This is a genomic window from Bacillus sp. FDAARGOS_527, from assembly GCF_003812125.1.
Classification (GTDB): Bacteria; Bacillota; Bacilli; order Bacillales; family Bacillaceae_G; genus Bacillus_A; species Bacillus_A paranthracis.
The window spans coordinates 2,975,116-2,991,887 of record NZ_CP033795.1; the positions used below are offsets into that span (position 1 = coordinate 2,975,116).

Genomic DNA, 16,772 nt, shown 5'->3' on the forward strand with positions numbered 1-16,772 from the left:
TAATTGAACTTTGTAATCGATAAAATAGATGGTTTACATCCTGAATTTTCCAAACTAGTTTCCATGATGAATTACGCTCGCTATACAACAATGCAAGCGGTGGAAGATTTAACAATGGAAGAACTTGATTATTTATATAACGAGGAAGCAAATTCAATCGGCATGCTATTATATCACATGGCTGCTGTTGAATTTTACTACCAGATTCATACTTTTGAAGACCGCGAACCAACGGAGGCCGAACTAGAAAGATGGTTACCTGGCCTCGAGTTAGAAGCTCTTGGACGTGAGAAAATAAAAGGAAACTCTATAGAATTTTATATTGATACATTACAAGAAGTACGTTCCAAAACAATTGAAACATTCCAATCGTTACCTGATGAATGGCTGTTTAAAACGACAGACTTTTGGTATGACAAACAAGCAAATAACTATTTTAAATGGTTTCACGTATTTGAAGATGAAATCAATCATCGCGGACAAATTCGTTTAATTAAGAAGATGCAGAAAGCTCATTCAATAAAGTAAGAAAGTGCCACCAGATAAGGTGGCACTTTCTTCTATTCATTAACGAATAGCTTTTCATTTACTGTTTTAGTGACTACCGCTACCAACATTAAAATGCAAATTAAATATAGCAATTTCGCAATAAATAACCACCCTTGAAACATTACAATTCCATCTATTATCTCATTTCCCTTCAGTAACAAAAACGGAATCGTACTAATTATCATGACAAACTCAATACTGAATACAATTTTCTTTTTTCGGCTATATGCTTTCCACTCATCCCAGCGATACATAGGAGCAAAAATCAATACTCCTATACATAATATAACTGGTACCCATTCACTTTTAAAAAATTGCCCTGAAATAACTGATAATAGTAAACAAACGAGCACACCATAATATCCTATTTTCTCTCTCATTCGTACTCCCCCATTCTACTTCTCCTTTAATATGTAACTTGCTATGCTTATAACAATTCTTAGAAAAATAACTACTACAATTACAATATAAAGACTTTTTGCAGACGACATCCATTCTTGAAAAATAGACATTTTCTCCATTTGTTTCTGACCCTCTATTAAAATAACTCCTACGAATAATGAACAAACAACGATGATACCTATCATAATTCCAATACTTTTCTTGCTATATTGTTTCATATCATCCCAGTTATATAAAAGTATAAGTACAAACCCAAAAACAGGTATAATACTGATCCATTCATTGCTTGTAAACAAATTTAAAATGCTTAATAGACTACAAGAGAGGATAAAGCCCCAAAACCCAATTATTTTGCGCATAAGCCCTCCTTTCATTCCATTTTTAGGATTAATTGTATTTTAACATCCATTTTTTATTCTTACCATTACAGTACATGAAATTTTACCTTTTTTCTGTTTCTTATACTCACATACTTTCCCTACTTTCATACAATAAACTACACGATTGCCTAAGGATGTGAATGTTATGGGAGTTGAATTAACGCTATTACACGCTCTCTATGTTATTTGTTTACTCACCATTATTACCTTTTTTATTTTCCGAAAGGATACGACGATTATTTGTATCGTTTTCATCTTTTTATTAGCATTAACTGCTACAAGTTCTATCCCTCTTGCCGTTAGCGGCATTTTTCAAAGTTTTATTTACGCTATTACTGAGCTATTACCAACTATATTAATCATTTCCATTATCGTATCCATGAGCAATTTACTCGTTCATACTGGCATAAATGATACAATGATTTCACCATTTACAAAGATGATTCGTACCCCTACCCTCGCCTACTGGATTATCGGTCTTTTGATGATGACAATTTCTTTCTTCTTTTGGCCTTCTCCAGCTGTTGCCTTAATGGGAGCTATTTTATTACCGGTTGCTGTACGTGTCGGCCTTCCGCCAATTGGAGTGGCAATTGCTATGAACTTATTCGGTCATGGGATTGCTTTATCCGGCGACTTCGTTATACAAGGCGCACCAAAATTAACCGCGGACGCTGCTGGTCTTCCTGTTTCTAGCGTTGTTTCTGCCAGTGTTCCTCTCGTAATTGTTATGGGCATTGTGACAACTTCCGTCGCTTTTTTCTTCTTACGAAAAGAGTTTCATACAGGCTTATCTATACAAGAGTCTATTTCATCAACTACGTCTTCTAAAACGCTCACTTCATTATCTACTCGGACAAAAAAATGGCTCGCTATTTGTATTCCGATCGTATATGCCATCGATATCCTTTGCATGATTCAATTTAAACTACAAGGAAGCGACGCAACTGCACTTATCGGCGGAACAACTGTTATTATGATTATCATCATTTCTCTCATCGCCTACAAAGGTAATGGACTGAATAAAACGACCGATTACTTTATAGAAGGGCTCCAATTTGGCTTTAAAATTTTCGGACCAGTTATTCCTATCGCTGCACTCTTTTATTTAGGAGATAGTGGCTTTGTGAAAATTATCGGGGACTATTTACCGAAAGGTTCACACGGAATCATTAACGACTTAGGCATCGCTTTATCTCAAACTGTTCCTTTAAATCAATATGTATCGGCAGGGACATTAACTATCGTTGGTGTCATTACCGGCTTAGATGGATCAGGTTTTTCAGGTATATCACTTGCTGGTTCCATTGCCAATCTTTTCGGAACAGCACTTGGCCATGGAACAGCTACATTAACAGCACTCGGGCAAATTGCAGCTATATGGACCGGGGGCGGGACGTTAATTCCTTGGGCACTTATTCCTGCCGCTGCGATTTGTAAAGTCGATCCATTTGAACTTGCACGTCGAAACTTTTTACCAGTTATGATTGGCTTAATTGTCACCACGATTGTTGCGATGTTTATTCTATAGCGTAAGCAAGTGTTCTCTTGCTTACGTTTTTTGCTTGTAAAATTCATCATGAATTGTCAGTTTTCAAGAGGGATTCGTTATTACTTAGCGAAATTATATTAGGAGAGTAATTATTTCAAAACGTTTATAAGAAACAGATTACTGCAATTAGAAAAGGGGACATACCTATGAATGAATTGATTTTCGTCTTATTAATTTGTCCGTTATTTATCTTTATCGTATCTGTTATTGGAACACGCAAAACGAAAACGTATTACGTAATGCCGATTGTAACGTTTGCTAGTTTTTTAATAATAGGTGTTATCGCCTTTACTCCAAAATTTTTCTTTTGGGTTGGCATGTACAGCATCTTCTCATTTCTTGTTTCTTATATGACGCTATTGTTTGTGAAAGGATATGAGGTTGCTGAAAACGCTAAATAGTTGTTGGCAAGGAGACAAGAATATGATTTTCTTTGATATTGATGGAACTTTACTTGATTATGAGGCTGCTGAAAGAAATGGTATTATTGATTTTTTTCAAATATATAATACTATTTCTTTCAGGCAATGAATTAGAGGCAACAGAAGTCTGGCATGAATTATCAGAAGAATATTTCAACAAATTTTTATCCAGGGAATTATCTTTTCAAGAACAACAATTAATGCGAATGTATCATTTATTTAAAACATATGGAGTAAACCTATCACCCAAAGAATCTCAGCATAGATTCAATCAATATATAGAACTATATAAGAAAAACTGGACCCTGTTTGAAGATGTACTCTATACATTACAAAGCTTACAGCAAAGAGGACACTCACTAGGTATCATTAGTAATGGTGAATATGAACAACAAATCGAAAAATTAACAGCCTTAAACATTCTACAGTATTTCAAATATATTTTTACTTCTAGTGAAATTGGGGTATCAAAACCAAACATTGAAATGTTTCACAGAGCCGTATTACAATTGAATCTTGAAATGAAAGATTGCTATTATATTGGCGATCGATTAGAGACTGATGCAATTAGTAGTACAGCAGCTGGAATGCAAGGGATATGGTTAAATCGGGATAACTCGCAACTCAAGTACAATATTCCTACTATATGCTCTTTACATGAAGTTTTAACAGTGATATAAAAAGACGACCGCGTTCCCCCGCAGTCGTCTTTTTTCGTGTTACGCTGTGATCCAAGCTTCGTTAGCTGGATCTTTACGCCACTCTTGTAATTTTTTCGTTTCAGCTTGTCCGATCATACCTTTTTCTGCTGCAACTTCAGTTAATGCACTGTAATCACTTAAAGAATATGATGCTACGTTAGCTGATTCTAGCTTTTCTTTTCCTGCTTCTAGCTCATATGTGAAGATTGATACGATTCCTAATACTTCACAGCCAGCTTCGCGAAGTGCTTCTACACATGTAATTGCACTACCGCCAGTTGAAATTAAGTCTTCTACTACTACTACTTTTTGACCTTTTTCAGCTTTTCCTTCGATTTGGTTCCCTTTACCGTGACCTTTTGCTTTACTACGTACGTAGCACATTGGTAAATCCATACGATCGCTTACCCATGCAGCGTGCGCAATACCAGCAGTTGCTGTTCCTGCAATAACTTCTACAGTTGGGAAGTGCTCTTTAATTAACTCTTCTAATCCAGCTGCAATTGCTTGACGTACTTTCGGATAAGATAAAGTTAAACGGTTATCACAATAAATTGGTGATTTCATACCTGAAGACCATGTAAATGGATCATTCGGTTGTAAAAATACTGCTCCAATTTCTAATAAATGCGATGCGATTTCTTTTTTCATACTGTTACACCTTCCCACTGTTGTTTTACTGTTTTATACGCTTCAAGCGGATTTTCTGCTTTTGTAATACTACGTCCAACTACGATGTAGCTTGAGCCAAGTTCCCTCGCACGTTTCGGTGTTGCTACGCGCACCTGGTCATTTACATCATCGCTTGCAAGACGAATCCCCGGTGTTACTGTTACAAATTCATCTCCGCATACTTCACGTAATTTTGGAACTTCAAGCGTTGAGCAAACAACGCCATCAAGTCCACTTTCTTTCGTTAATTTTGCATAATGAGCAACCGCTTCTTCTAACGTTTTCTCAATGCCGATCTCTTTTTTCATCATAGCTTCCGAAGTGCTTGTTAGTTGTGTAACTGCAATACAAATCGGTCTCTCTTTTCCTTCTTGCTTACCTTCCTCTAATCCCTCAATCGCAGCTTTCATCATGCTGCTTCCCCCAGCAGCATGAACATTTACCATATCTACATCTAGACTAGCTAGGCTACGCATAGCGCTTTTTACTGTATTTGGAATATCATGAAGTTTTAAATCTAGAAAAATCTTATGTCCTTTTTCTTTTAAGTACGTAATAATTGCAGGGCCTTCTTTATAAAATAACTCCATACCAACTTTGACAAATAACTCTTCCCCTTCAAAGTGGCGCAAGAATTGTTCTACATCTTGTTTCCCCGGAAAATCTAGTGCAACGATTAACGACTGTGACATGTTTGCTTCCAGCTCCTTCCTTGACATTCCGAAATGTGATCAAATCCTAATTCATCTAGTAATGCTGGTAACTCTTCAATAATTGTCGGACATACGAACGGATCGATAAAGTTCGCTGTACCTACTGCAACTGCGCTTGCGCCAGCGTAGAAGAATTCAATTACATCTTCCGCTGTTTCAATACCGCCCATTCCGATAATTGGAATGTTAACCGCTTGACTTACTTCATGTACCATACGAATTGCTACTGGCTTAATCGCAGGACCTGATAATCCGCCTGTACGGTTTGCTAAAATTGGTTTAGCTGTTTTTAAATCTAGACGCATACCAAGCAATGTATTAATCATCGTTAAACCATCTGCACCTGCATTTTCAATCGCTTTTGCAATTTCCACAATGTTTGCCACGTTCGGTGACAACTTCACGTATACAGGTACTTCAGAAACCTCTTTTACTCGCTTCGTTAAATCAGCAGCAATTTCAGGGTTTGTACCAAAGGCGATACCACCTGTTTTTACGTTTGGACAAGAAATATTTAATTCTAGTGCATGGACATTAGGCGCTTTAGAAATTTCCTTTGCAACCGCTACGTAATCCTCAGCTTGTGAACCTGCAACGTTTGCAATGATTGGAAGATCAAATTGTTCTAACCATGGTAATTCAGAATTCATTACTTTTTCTAATCCTGGGTTTTGAAGTCCGATTGCATTTAACATGCCGCCCGGTGTTTCAGCAACACGAGGCGTAGGATTTCCATAGCGTGGTTGTTCTGTCGTCGCTTTAATCATGATTGATCCTAGTACACTTAAATCGTAAAACTGTGCATATTCACGACCAAACCCAAAGCATCCAGATGCTGGTATAATTGGATTTTTTAATGATAATCCCGGTAATTCAACTTGCAATCTGTTCATAGTACAACCTCCCCGATTGGAAATACTGGTCCGTCGCTACACACCTTCTTGTAAGAATGTCCACTTGGATCTTCTTGTAAGTGGCATACACATGCGAAACAAGCTCCAATACCACAGCCCATACGTTCTTCTAATGAAATATAGGCTTTTTTCTCTTTGTAACGTCCTTCTAATGCACGAAGCATCGCTAACGGACCACACGAATAAAGAATATCAAAGTCAATTCCGTAATGATCAATTACATCTGTGACAAATCCTTTTGTACCGTGTGTACCGTCTACTGTCGCAACGTACGTATCACCAAGTTCTGCAAATTTTTCTTCATAGAAAACAACATCTTTCGTTTGAAAACCTAAGATGTGAATTACGCGTACACCTTTTGCAACGAGGCGCTGTGATAATTCATAAAGTGGTGGTACACCAATTCCCCCGCCTACTAGTAATGCTGTTTGACCAGCTTCTGCTTCTTCTACAGGAAAACCGTGTCCTAACGGTCCTAGTACGTCTACCATTTCACCTTGTTTTCTAGTTGCTAATGTTTTTGTCCCTTGTCCTTCTGCACGATATAGCATTGTAAATTCGTTCTTCTCTTGATCTACATTACAAATACTAATCGGGCGGCGCAGAAGGGGCGCAATGCCCTCTGCCACCTTAATGTGTACAAACTGCCCTGGTTCGTTCATTTGCTGTACTAAAGTTCCTTGAAGCACTAATTCGTAAATGTTTTTTGCGATTTCTTTTTGATTAACGACGATCATATTTTGCTTTTGCATCATGCATGTACCACCTCGTGACGCTTTGTTTGCGTAATTTCTTTCATTGAATGAGCTGAGAATGTCATAGATTCTAATACTCGTAAGATTGCTCTCGTTGTATCAAGTGATGTTAAGCAAGCCACACCATTTTCTACTGATTCACGGCGAATGCGGAAACCATCACGCGCTGGTTGTTTGCCTTTTGTTAATGTATTGATTACAAACTGTGCTTTTCCTTGACGGATAATATCAAGTAAGTTGTATTCTTCAGAATCAATTTTATTAACAACTTGCACTGGAATGTTTTGCTCTGCTAACGATTGTGCTGTTCCAGCTGTTGCTAATAAGTTATAGCCGATTTCGTGGAAACGTTTTGCAATTTCCATTGCTTCTTCTTTATCTTTATCCGCTACAGTAATGATTACTGATCCGTGCGTTGGGATGTTAATTCCTGAAGCAACTAACCCTTTGTATAATGCTTTTTCAAGCGTTAAATCTTTACCCATTACTTCCCCTGTTGATTTCATTTCAGGTCCTAATGTTGTATCAACTGAGCGTAGTTTCGCGAATGAGAATACCGGAGCTTTTACATATACTTCTTTCTCTTCTGGGTGATAACCCGTTCCGTATCCTTGCTCTACTAGGTTTTGCCCTAAAATAACTTTCGTTGCAACGTTTGCCATTGGTACACCTGTAATTTTACTTAAGAATGGTACTGTACGGCTCGCACGTGGATTTACTTCAATTACGTACACTTGATCTTTGAATACTACAAACTGGATATTTAGTAATCCAACAATGTTTAATCCTTTTCCAAGTGCAATAGTATGTTCAATGATTTGTTCTTTTAATTTTTCAGATAAGCTTTGTGGCGGATATACTCCAATTGAGTCACCAGAGTGAACTCCAGCGCGTTCAATATGTTCCATAATACCTGGAATGAATACATTCTCACCGTCTGAAATTGCATCTACTTCAATTTCTTTACCGACCATGTAACGGTCGATTAATACTGGGTGATCTGCGTGAACTTTAACTGCATTTTTCATGTAGTGCAGTAGTTCTTCTTGACGATATACGATTTCCATCGCACGTCCACCTAGTACGTAAGATGGTCTTACTAATACTGGGTAACCAATTTCTTCTGCGATTGCTACCGCTTGTTCTACAGTCGTTGCTGTTTTACCAACTGGTTGTGGGATACCAAGTTTTGTTAAAGCAGCTTCGAATTTATCACGATCTTCTGCACGGTCTAAGTCTTCAAGTGATGTTCCTAAAATCTTCACACCATGTTCTTCTAATTTTGCCGCTAAGTTAATTGCCGTTTGTCCACCGAACTGAACGATAACACCTTCTGGTTTTTCTAAATCGATGATGTGCATTACATCTTCAATCGTTAATGGTTCAAAGTATAATTTGTCAGAAATACTGAAGTCTGTTGAAACAGTTTCTGGGTTATTGTTAATAATAATTGCTTCATATCCAGCTTCTTTAATTGCCCATACTGAGTGAACTGTTGCATAGTCAAACTCAACACCTTGACCAATGCGGATTGGACCAGATCCTAGAACTACTACACTCTTACGATCTGTTACAATTGATTCGTTCTCATCAGCGTATGTGCTGTAGTAATACGGTGTTGCAGATTCAAACTCTGCCGCACAAGTATCTACCATTTTGAATACTGGCGTCATATTATTTTCTTTACGCATATCGTAAATTTCGCGCTCCGTTTTGTTCCAAGCTGCTGCGATGTAGTGATCGCTGAAGCCCATTTCTTTTGCAGTTTGTAGTACTTCCATATTTCCTACATTCGCTTTTACTTCGCGTTCCATATTTACGATGTTTTCAACTTTTTGTAAGAAGAAGAAGTCCATTTCACACCATTCGTTAATCTCTTCTTTCGTTACACCTTGACGAATTGCTTCTGCTACGATAAACAGTCGCTCATCATCTGCTTTAATAATGCGTTTTTTCATTGTTTCTTTATCAAGTTCTTTTAAGTGGTCTAATTCTAAGTGATAAATGCCAAGCTCTAAAGAACGAACCGCTTTTAATAATGATTCTTCTAAGTTACGTCCGATTGACATAACCTCACCAGTTGCTTTCATTTGCGTTCCAAGTGTTCTGTTCGCTGATTCAAACTTATCAAATGGCCAGCGTGGAATTTTTGAAACAACATAGTCTAATGCTGGCTCGAAGCAAGCGTAAGTTTTTTGTGTTACTGGGTTTACGATTTCATCTAATGTTAAGCCGACTGCAATTTTCGCTGCTAATTTCGCAATTGGATATCCAGTTGCTTTAGATGCCAATGCAGATGAACGACTTACACGTGGGTTTACTTCGATTACATAGTATTGGAAGCTATATGGATCTAGTGCAAGCTGAACGTTACATCCACCTTCAATTCCTAGTGCACGAATAATTCGTAATGAAGTATTACGTAACATTTGGTATTCACGGTCGCTTAGCGTTTGGCTCGGTGCTACAACGATAGAATCACCTGTATGAACACCAACTGGATCGATGTTTTCCATGTTACATACTACAATCGCGTTATCATTTGAATCACGCATTACTTCATATTCAATTTCTTTACAACCAGCAATACTTTTCTCTAATAAACATTGTGTTACTGGGCTATGTTTTAAACCACTTGTTACGATTTCAATTAACTCTTCTTCGTTATGGCAAATTCCGCCGCCCGTTCCGCCTAATGTGAATGCTGGACGAACGATTACTGGATAACCAATTTCGTTTACAAAGCCATATGCTTCATCAAGGTTATGAATAATTTCACTTGGTGGTGTTGGTTCATTTAAATCTTGCATTAATGTACGGAATAAATCACGATCTTCCGCTTGCTCGATTGCTGATAATTTTGTTCCTAAAATTTCAACTCCGCATTCTTCAAGTACGCCTGATTTTGCAAGTTCAACAGCCATGTTTAAACCTGTTTGACCGCCTAATGTTGGTAAGATTGCATCTGGACGTTCTTTACGAATGATTCGGCTTACGAATTCTAATGTTAAAGGCTCAATGTATACTTTATCTGCTGTTGCAGTATCTGTCATAATTGTCGCTGGGTTAGAGTTAACAAGGATTACTTTGTAACCTTCCTCTTTAAGAGATTGACAAGCTTGTGTTCCAGAGTAGTCAAACTCCGCTGCTTGCCCAATTACAATTGGTCCTGATCCGATTACTAAAATTGTGTTAATGTCTAGGCGTTTTGGCATAACTCTTCCCCTTCTTTCTTGAAGTTTTCAATCATTGTTAAGAAATCTTCGAATAAATCATTTGCATCTTCTGGTCCTGCTGAAGCTTCTGGATGGTATTGAACTGTAAATGCTGGGAACTTCTTATGACGAAGACCTTCTACTGTTCCATCATTTAAAGCAACATGTGTAATTTCAAGTTCTGTATTTTCAACTGATTCTTCTTCTACTGCGTAACCATGGTTTTGAGATGTAATTGCTACTTTTCCAGTTGCAAGATTTTTTACTGGATGGTTTAAACCACGGTGACCGAATTTTAACTTACTTGTATTCGCACCAGACGCTAAAGCGAATAGTTGGTGTCCTAGGCAAATTCCGAATAAAGGAACTTTACCGATAATGTCTTTTAACATTTCGATTGCTTCTGGTACATCTTTTGGATCCCCAGGTCCGTTACTTAACATAATTCCATCTGGGCTAAGGCGTAAAATTTCTTCAGCTGTCGTGTTGTAAGGAACTACAATTACATCACAATCACGTTTATTTAATTCTCTTAAAATACCATGTTTCATGCCGAAGTCTACTAATACAACACGATGTCCGCGGCCTGGGCTTGGGTATGGATCTTTCGTTGATACTCGTTTTACATGGTCTGTAAATACTGTCGCTTTTAATTGGCTTACGATGTATTCTACATCTGCATCCATGTTACAAAGGCGTCCGCGTAATGTACCGTATTGACGAATTTTTCTCGTTAATTTTCTCGTATCAATTCCTGCTAATCCTGGAATGTTTCTTTCTTTTAAGTAGTCATTTAACGAAATTTCATTACGGAAGTTTGATGGGTGATCACAAATTTCGTTTACGATTAAACCATTTACAGATGGGTGAATCGATTCAAAATCGTCACGGTTGATGCCGTAGTTTCCGATTAATGGGTACGTGAATGTTACAATTTGACCGCAATATGATGGATCAGATAATGTTTCTTGATATCCAGTCATTCCTGTTGTAAATACAACCTCACCTGACTTTTCGATTTCTCCTCCGAAACCTGTTCCAATTAATACTGTTCCATCTTCTAAGATAAGTTGTCTTTTCATACTAATGCACTCTCCTTTTGCCATGCGATCTTACCACCAACGATTGTCATTACCGGCCATCCTTGGCATTTCCAACCTGCGAATGGTGTGTTTTTTCCTTTTGATAAGAATGTTGTTGGATCAATCTCTTCTTCTTGTTCTAAATCAATGATTGTAATATCAGCTGTTCTACCTTCTTTCAGGCGACCTGCTTCTAAGCCGAATGTATCAGCTGGCTTTTCTGTTAAGAATTGAATTAACTGTTCTAGTGTAATAATTCCTTTTTTCACAAGGTTTGTGTATAGAAGTGGGAATGCTGTTTCAAAACCAGTAATTCCGAACGGTGCTCTTTCAATTCCTTGCGCTTTCTCTTCCGCTGTATGCGGTGCATGATCAGTTGCAATCATATCGATTGTTCCATCTAATAAACCTTCAATTAATGCTGCATGATCTTCTTTTCCACGAAGCGGTGGGTTCATTTTAAAGTTAGGATCAGCTGATGGGATATCATCTTCACATAACACTAAGTGATGGGGTGTTACTTCTGCTGTTACTTTAATTCCAGCGCGTTTCGCATCACGTATTACACGTACAGATCCTTTCGTACTTACATGACATACGTGATAGTGACAATCTGCCGCTTCAGCAAGCAGTATATCCCTTGCAATATGTACAGATTCACATACTGATGGGATACCGTTTAATCCGTGTTTCTCAGAAAACTTCCCTTCATGTACACAACCTTTATTAATAAGAGTATTCTCTTCACAGTGCGCAACTACTGCCATATTTAATTTCGCTGCACGTTTCATAGCAGCTAACATCATGCTAGCATCTTGTACACCTACACCGTCATCAGTGAAAGCAAATGCTCCAAGTTCTTTTAACGTTTCGAAATCTGTCATTTCAGAACCCGCTTGACGTACTGTAATTGCTCCATATGGTAGTACGTTAACATGCGCTTTTTCTTTAATACGATTTTGTAAGTCTTCCATATGTTCTCTGCAATCTGGTACTGGGCGTGTATTTGGCATTGCGCAAATTGTTGTGAATCCACCTTTTGCCGCTGCTAGCGTACCTGTTTCAATTGTTTCTTTATGTTCACCACCTGGTTCACGAAGGTGTACGTGTACATCTACTAATCCAGGTGCGATTAACTTTCCGTTCACATCGATTACTTCAGCATTATCTGCCGTAATATTTTCTGCTACCTTAGCGATTTTACCGTCTTGTACGAGAAGATCCGTTGCTACGATTTTTCCTTCTTCATTCATATAACGACCATCTTTAAACAAATAATTCATGTTTCATTCCTCCTAATACATTTGGTAAGGCGCGTTTTAGTACAGCCATTCTTACGTAAACTCCATTTTCCATTTGTTTAAATATGCGTGAACGCTCACACTCAACAAGTTCACTTGCAATTTCAACATCTCGGTTTACAGGAGCTGGATGCATAATAATGCTTCCTTCTTTCATACGCTTTTCTCTTTCCACTGTTAATCCGTGTTTCTCATGATACTCTTTCATAATGTCTGTTTCATAATGATCATGACGCTCATGTTGTACACGAAGTAACATCATTACATCCACTTCCGGAACAAGTTCATCTAATGGTTTGTATGTTCCAAATGTGTTGTCTTCATCTTTCCACTCTTCTGGACTTGCAAAGTAAATTGTTGCACCTAGCTTCGTTAATGCTTCTGCATTAGAACGTGCTACTCGGCTATGACGAACATCTCCTACTATTGCAATCTTCAAACCTTCAAATCTTCCAAACTCTTGTTTAATTGTAAGAAGGTCGAGTAGGCACTGCGTTGGGTGGTTTCCACATCCATCTCCAGCGTTTAAGATCGGGATATTTACCTGATCTTTTAGTTCATCGAAGTAGCGATCTTGCTCATGGCGGATGACCACTGCTTTTGTTCCGATTGATTCTAGTGTTCTTATCGTATCGTATAAAGTTTCTCCTTTTTGTACGCTAGATGCATCAGCTGAAAAGTTTAAAACATCAAGTCCTAATCTCTTCTCAGCAACTTCAAAGCTAAATCTTGTTCTCGTACTATTCTCAAAGAACAAGTTCGCAACAAAAGTTTGCTCTGTCGTTTTGCTCTCTTTCCCATTCGCAAAATCTTCTGCGTCTTTTAGGATTTCTGAAATTTCTACTTCCGATAATTCACTCATCGTTAACAAATGGCTCATCGTCATCCCTCATCTTTCTGATTTTTATGTTACCACTTTTGTATTTTTATAACAACCTTTGCATAAAAATACCCTAGTCATGTGAGACTAGGGTGCAAGAAAGAAGCCACCCTTTCCGGTCTCACAGGACTGAATTAAAAGGTTATTATTATGAAGCAATCTGCTTAGATTGTTTTATTTGTTTCGTTTCTGGTAGTAGTAGATTTAACAGTACACCTACAATTGCTGCTAGTGCCATTCCTTCTACTTGGAATGATTCTCCTACGTGAAGTACCGCTCCACCAATACCGATTACTAGTATTACTGATGCAATCATTAAGTTTCGTTTGTCACTTAAATCTGTTTTATCGTCTACCATCATGCGTAATCCGCTTGATGCGATTACACCGAATAGTAAGATTGATACACCACCCATAACTGGTGTTGGGATCGAATGAATCAGTGCAGAAATCTTACCGATAAATCCGAACATGATTGCGAATACCGCTGAACCGATGAATAAGTATACACTGTACGCTCTTGTAATTGCTAGCACGCCGATGTTTTCACCATACGTTGTATTCGGTGGTCCACCGATTAGCGATGCGATTAATGTGGCTACTCCATCACCGAAGATTGAACGGTGTAAACCTGGTTTTTTAATTAAATCTCTTTTAATAACATTTCCTAATACAATTTGATGTCCGATATGTTCTGAAATTGTTACTAGTGCAACTGGTACCATCAAGAGTACAATCTTCCATGAAAACTCTGGTGTGTATGTTACAAATGGTACCGTGAAATCTGGTACAACAAACCATTTTGCCTCAGCTACCGGCTTTAAGTCTACTAACCCTTGGAAGTAAGCGAAAATATATCCGCCGATAATGCCAAGTAACACTGGTATGATACTGAAAAATCCTCTTCCGAATATTGAGCATATGATTGTAATTGCTAATGTTACTAATGCTACTGAAAAGTGTGTAAAGCTATATTTGCCATCCGCACCATTCATCGCCATGTTAACTGCTGTATGTGCTAAAGCTAGCCCGATTACCATTACTACTGGACCAACTACGATTGGTGGTAGTAATTTCATAATCCACTCTGATCCTGATTTCTTAATTCCGAGTGAGATTAAGATGTATACAAGTCCTGCTAGCAAACCACCAAGCATTGCTGCTCCAGGTCCCCCTGCCGTTTTCGCTGTTATAATCGGTGCGATAAAGGCGAATGATGATCCAAGATAGGCAGGTACTTGACCTTTCGTTATAAGAAGAAACGCTAACGTTCCTAATCCACTTGATATTAATGCTACTGACGGATTCAATCCTGTTAAAAACGGAACAAGCACTGTTGATCCAAACATCGCGAACAAATGTTGTATACTTAAAAATAACCATTTTCCCGGTTTCGGTACTTCATTAACGTCTAACACTGGCTTTTGTTCCATTGTTACATCCTCCTTCAGTTTAAATCTTTGCAATAAAAAAACTCTTTGTGCCTGTGCACAAAGAGTCCTACACTTTCGTATGCCAAATTTGACATATGAAAGCCAAGACCCTTTGGCAGCCTCACAGGACTACATTTAAAAGGGCTTTACTTATCGTATATGCTTACTCGATCTTGTTGATCTGTCTCTTGCAAATCAACTTCGATACGCTCTTCACTTGATGTTGGAATATTCTTTCCTACATAATCAGCGCGAATTGGTAGTTCACGATGACCTCTATCAACAAGAACCGCTAGTTGGATTTGTGATGGTCTACCTAAATCCATAAGAGCATCCATTGCTGCTCGAACAGTTCTGCCTGTATATAATACATCATCCACAAGGATAACTTTTTTCTTCGTAATATCTACAGGGATATCAGAACCTTTTACAAGTGGTTCTTTATTTTTCGATTGTAGTGTTAAATCATCTCGATATAACGTAATGTCTAACTCTCCAACTTCCATTTCTTTTCCTTCAATTTGACCAATTCGTTCTGCCAAACGTTGTGCAATAAAAATTCCACGAGTTTTAATTCCGACAAGAACACAATTATCGACACCTTTATTTCGTTCCACGATTTCATGACTAATTCGTGTTAAAGCGCGGCGAATCATTTGGTCATCTAAAACGACAGCTTTCTCTTGCATGCTCTACACCTCCAAGCTTTTTTCTTGCGTGAGAGTAATGGTATAAAAAAAGTCCTCTCAGCGTGTGCGAGAGGACTTTTGAAAAAGGGTACAGCATACCCTATGTATTTCAAACCGTTACCTTCTCAACCTCACGGGGCTGTGTTAAAGGATCATTATTTAACTGTTGTCAGTATCTCAGTTTTCTTATGATTTGTCAATACTATTTTCGTAAAATATTTAATGCATCTTCAAACACTTCTGGAATCGGTGCCTCAAACTGAATATATTCACCAGTACGAGGATGGTCAAATCCTAAAATACCTGCGTGAAGTGCTTGTCCATTCATGTCTAATGTTTTCTTTGGTCCATACTTTGGATCTCCTGCAAGTGGATAGCCAATATATTTCATATGAACACGAATTTGGTGTGTACGCCCTGTTTCTAAGCGACATTCTACAAGTGTGAAATCTTTGAATCGCTCTAACACTTGGAAATGCGTAACAGCATGCTTACCATTTTCATCAACCGTCATACTTTGACGCTCTTTCTTATCACGAGCAATCGGAGCATCAATCGTTCCTTTATCATGCGGAATAACACCGTGTACAATCGCTTTGTAACGTCTCGTTACTGTTTTTGCTACAAGTTGATTTACAAGTGATTCGTGTGCCATATCATTTTTAGCAACCATTAATAAGCCTGATGTATCTTTATCAATACGATGCACGATACCTGGGCGCATTACACCGTTAATGCCCGATAAGTCTGTACAATGGTGCATAAGACCGTTCACAAGTGTACCACTTGTATGACCTGGTGCTGGATGCACAACCATACCACGCGGCTTATTAACAACAAGTACATCTGCATCTTCATAATAAATTTCTAAATTCATATCTTCTGGCTGAATATCTAACTCTTCTGGCTCAGGAATCGTCACTGTAATTTCATCATTTTCTCTAACTTTATAATTCCCTTTTACAGCTTTTCCATTAACTGTAACAACGTTATCTTTAATCCATTGTTGTACTTGTGTACGTGACCATTCATTATTTATTCCTGCAACGAATTTATCAATTCGCTCATTTTTTTGTTCTTCTGCAACTGTTACTTGTACTACTTCACTCATTC

At 38.0% G+C, this 16,772-nt stretch carries 16 protein-coding genes and 1 pseudogene; 4 read left to right on the top strand and 13 right to left on the bottom strand.

What is annotated here, in order from left to right; genetic code table 11:
* Window positions 1–3: 3 nt before the first annotated feature.
* The gene (locus EGX95_RS17795; RefSeq protein ID WP_001012019.1) at window positions 4–528 is read left to right on the top strand and encodes a DinB family protein; all 525 of its coding nucleotides are present in this window, start codon (window positions 4–6) and stop codon (window positions 526–528) included.
* Window positions 529–560: 32 nt separating this feature from the next.
* On the opposite strand, the gene EGX95_RS17800 is transcribed toward EGX95_RS17795, so the two are convergent.
* A complete protein-coding gene (locus tag EGX95_RS17800) occupies window positions 561–929 on the bottom strand; it encodes a YoqO family protein (RefSeq protein WP_001208253.1) in 369 nt (122 codons plus the stop codon).
* 15 nt (window positions 930–944) lie between these two features.
* Window positions 945–1,325 (bottom strand): YoqO family protein, encoded by a 381-nt coding sequence (locus tag EGX95_RS17805; protein ID WP_002028235.1) that lies wholly within the window; start codon window positions 1,323–1,325, stop codon window positions 945–947.
* A 151-nt stretch (window positions 1,326–1,476) separates the two neighbouring features.
* Between EGX95_RS17805 and EGX95_RS17810 the strand changes: the two genes are divergently transcribed.
* The 3 genes and pseudogenes from EGX95_RS17810 (at window position 1,477) to EGX95_RS17820 (ending at window position 3,985) form a co-directional block, all read left to right on the top strand.
* Window positions 1,477–2,862 (top strand): membrane protein, encoded by a 1,386-nt coding sequence (locus EGX95_RS17810; RefSeq protein ID WP_000537900.1) that lies wholly within the window; start codon window positions 1,477–1,479, stop codon window positions 2,860–2,862.
* 167 nt (window positions 2,863–3,029) lie between these two features.
* Window positions 3,030–3,284, top strand: a complete 255-nt coding sequence (locus EGX95_RS17815) for a YbeF family protein (RefSeq protein WP_001003921.1) — start codon at window positions 3,030–3,032, stop codon at window positions 3,282–3,284.
* Between the two features lie 22 nt (window positions 3,285–3,306).
* Window positions 3,307–3,985: pseudogene (locus EGX95_RS17820) on the top strand (HAD family hydrolase).
* A gap of 39 nt (window positions 3,986–4,024) precedes the next feature.
* Here the strand turns inward: EGX95_RS17820 and pyrE are convergent.
* The 11 genes from pyrE to EGX95_RS17875 all read right to left on the bottom strand — a co-directional run bounded on the left by pyrE (window position 4,025) and on the right by EGX95_RS17875 (window position 16,770).
* Entirely contained in the window at window positions 4,025–4,657 is a 633-nt protein-coding gene (pyrE, locus tag EGX95_RS17825; protein ID WP_000711452.1) for an orotate phosphoribosyltransferase, read from the bottom strand.
* Window positions 4,654–5,370, bottom strand: coding sequence for an orotidine-5'-phosphate decarboxylase (pyrF, locus tag EGX95_RS17830; protein ID WP_000083493.1), 717 nt, complete (start codon window positions 5,368–5,370; stop codon window positions 4,654–4,656). Before pyrF ends, pyrE begins: the two co-directional genes overlap by 4 nt.
* On the bottom strand, window positions 5,355–6,284 hold the full coding sequence (gene pyrD / locus EGX95_RS17835) for a dihydroorotate oxidase B catalytic subunit (RefSeq protein WP_001081057.1): 930 nt from the start codon (window positions 6,282–6,284) through the stop codon (window positions 5,355–5,357). Before pyrD ends, pyrF begins: the two co-directional genes overlap by 16 nt.
* Window positions 6,281–7,060 carry a dihydroorotate oxidase B electron transfer subunit gene (gene pyrK, locus EGX95_RS17840; protein WP_000983358.1) on the bottom strand — a complete coding sequence of 260 codons (780 nt, stop codon included), beginning with the start codon at window positions 7,058–7,060 and terminating at the stop codon, window positions 6,281–6,283. Before pyrK ends, pyrD begins: the two co-directional genes overlap by 4 nt.
* Window positions 7,057–10,275, bottom strand: coding sequence for a carbamoyl-phosphate synthase large subunit (gene carB, locus EGX95_RS17845; protein WP_001126110.1), 3,219 nt, complete (start codon window positions 10,273–10,275; stop codon window positions 7,057–7,059). The genes pyrK and carB overlap by 4 nt, the downstream gene beginning before the upstream one ends.
* Complete coding sequence (locus tag EGX95_RS17850) at window positions 10,260–11,357, bottom strand: carbamoyl phosphate synthase small subunit (RefSeq protein WP_000828682.1); 1,098 nt, start codon at window positions 11,355–11,357, stop codon at window positions 10,260–10,262. Before EGX95_RS17850 ends, carB begins: the two co-directional genes overlap by 16 nt.
* On the bottom strand, window positions 11,354–12,640 hold the full coding sequence (gene pyrC, locus EGX95_RS17855; RefSeq protein WP_001108357.1) for a dihydroorotase: 1,287 nt from the start codon (window positions 12,638–12,640) through the stop codon (window positions 11,354–11,356). The genes EGX95_RS17850 and pyrC overlap by 4 nt, the downstream gene beginning before the upstream one ends.
* A complete protein-coding gene (pyrB, locus tag EGX95_RS17860) occupies window positions 12,624–13,538 on the bottom strand; it encodes an aspartate carbamoyltransferase (RefSeq protein ID WP_000018849.1) in 915 nt (304 codons plus the stop codon). The genes pyrC and pyrB overlap by 17 nt, the downstream gene beginning before the upstream one ends.
* Window positions 13,539–13,686: 148 nt before the next feature.
* Window positions 13,687–14,970, bottom strand: a complete 1,284-nt coding sequence (gene uraA / locus EGX95_RS17865; RefSeq protein ID WP_000435929.1) for a uracil permease — start codon at window positions 14,968–14,970, stop codon at window positions 13,687–13,689.
* 146 nt (window positions 14,971–15,116) lie between these two features.
* Window positions 15,117–15,659, bottom strand: coding sequence for a bifunctional pyrimidine operon transcriptional regulator/uracil phosphoribosyltransferase (pyrR, locus tag EGX95_RS17870; RefSeq protein WP_001156491.1), 543 nt, complete (start codon window positions 15,657–15,659; stop codon window positions 15,117–15,119).
* A 202-nt stretch (window positions 15,660–15,861) separates the two neighbouring features.
* Window positions 15,862–16,770 carry an RluA family pseudouridine synthase gene (locus EGX95_RS17875; RefSeq protein ID WP_000005842.1) on the bottom strand — a complete coding sequence of 303 codons (909 nt, stop codon included), beginning with the start codon at window positions 16,768–16,770 and terminating at the stop codon, window positions 15,862–15,864.
* Between the last annotated feature and the right edge of the window lie 2 nt (window positions 16,771–16,772).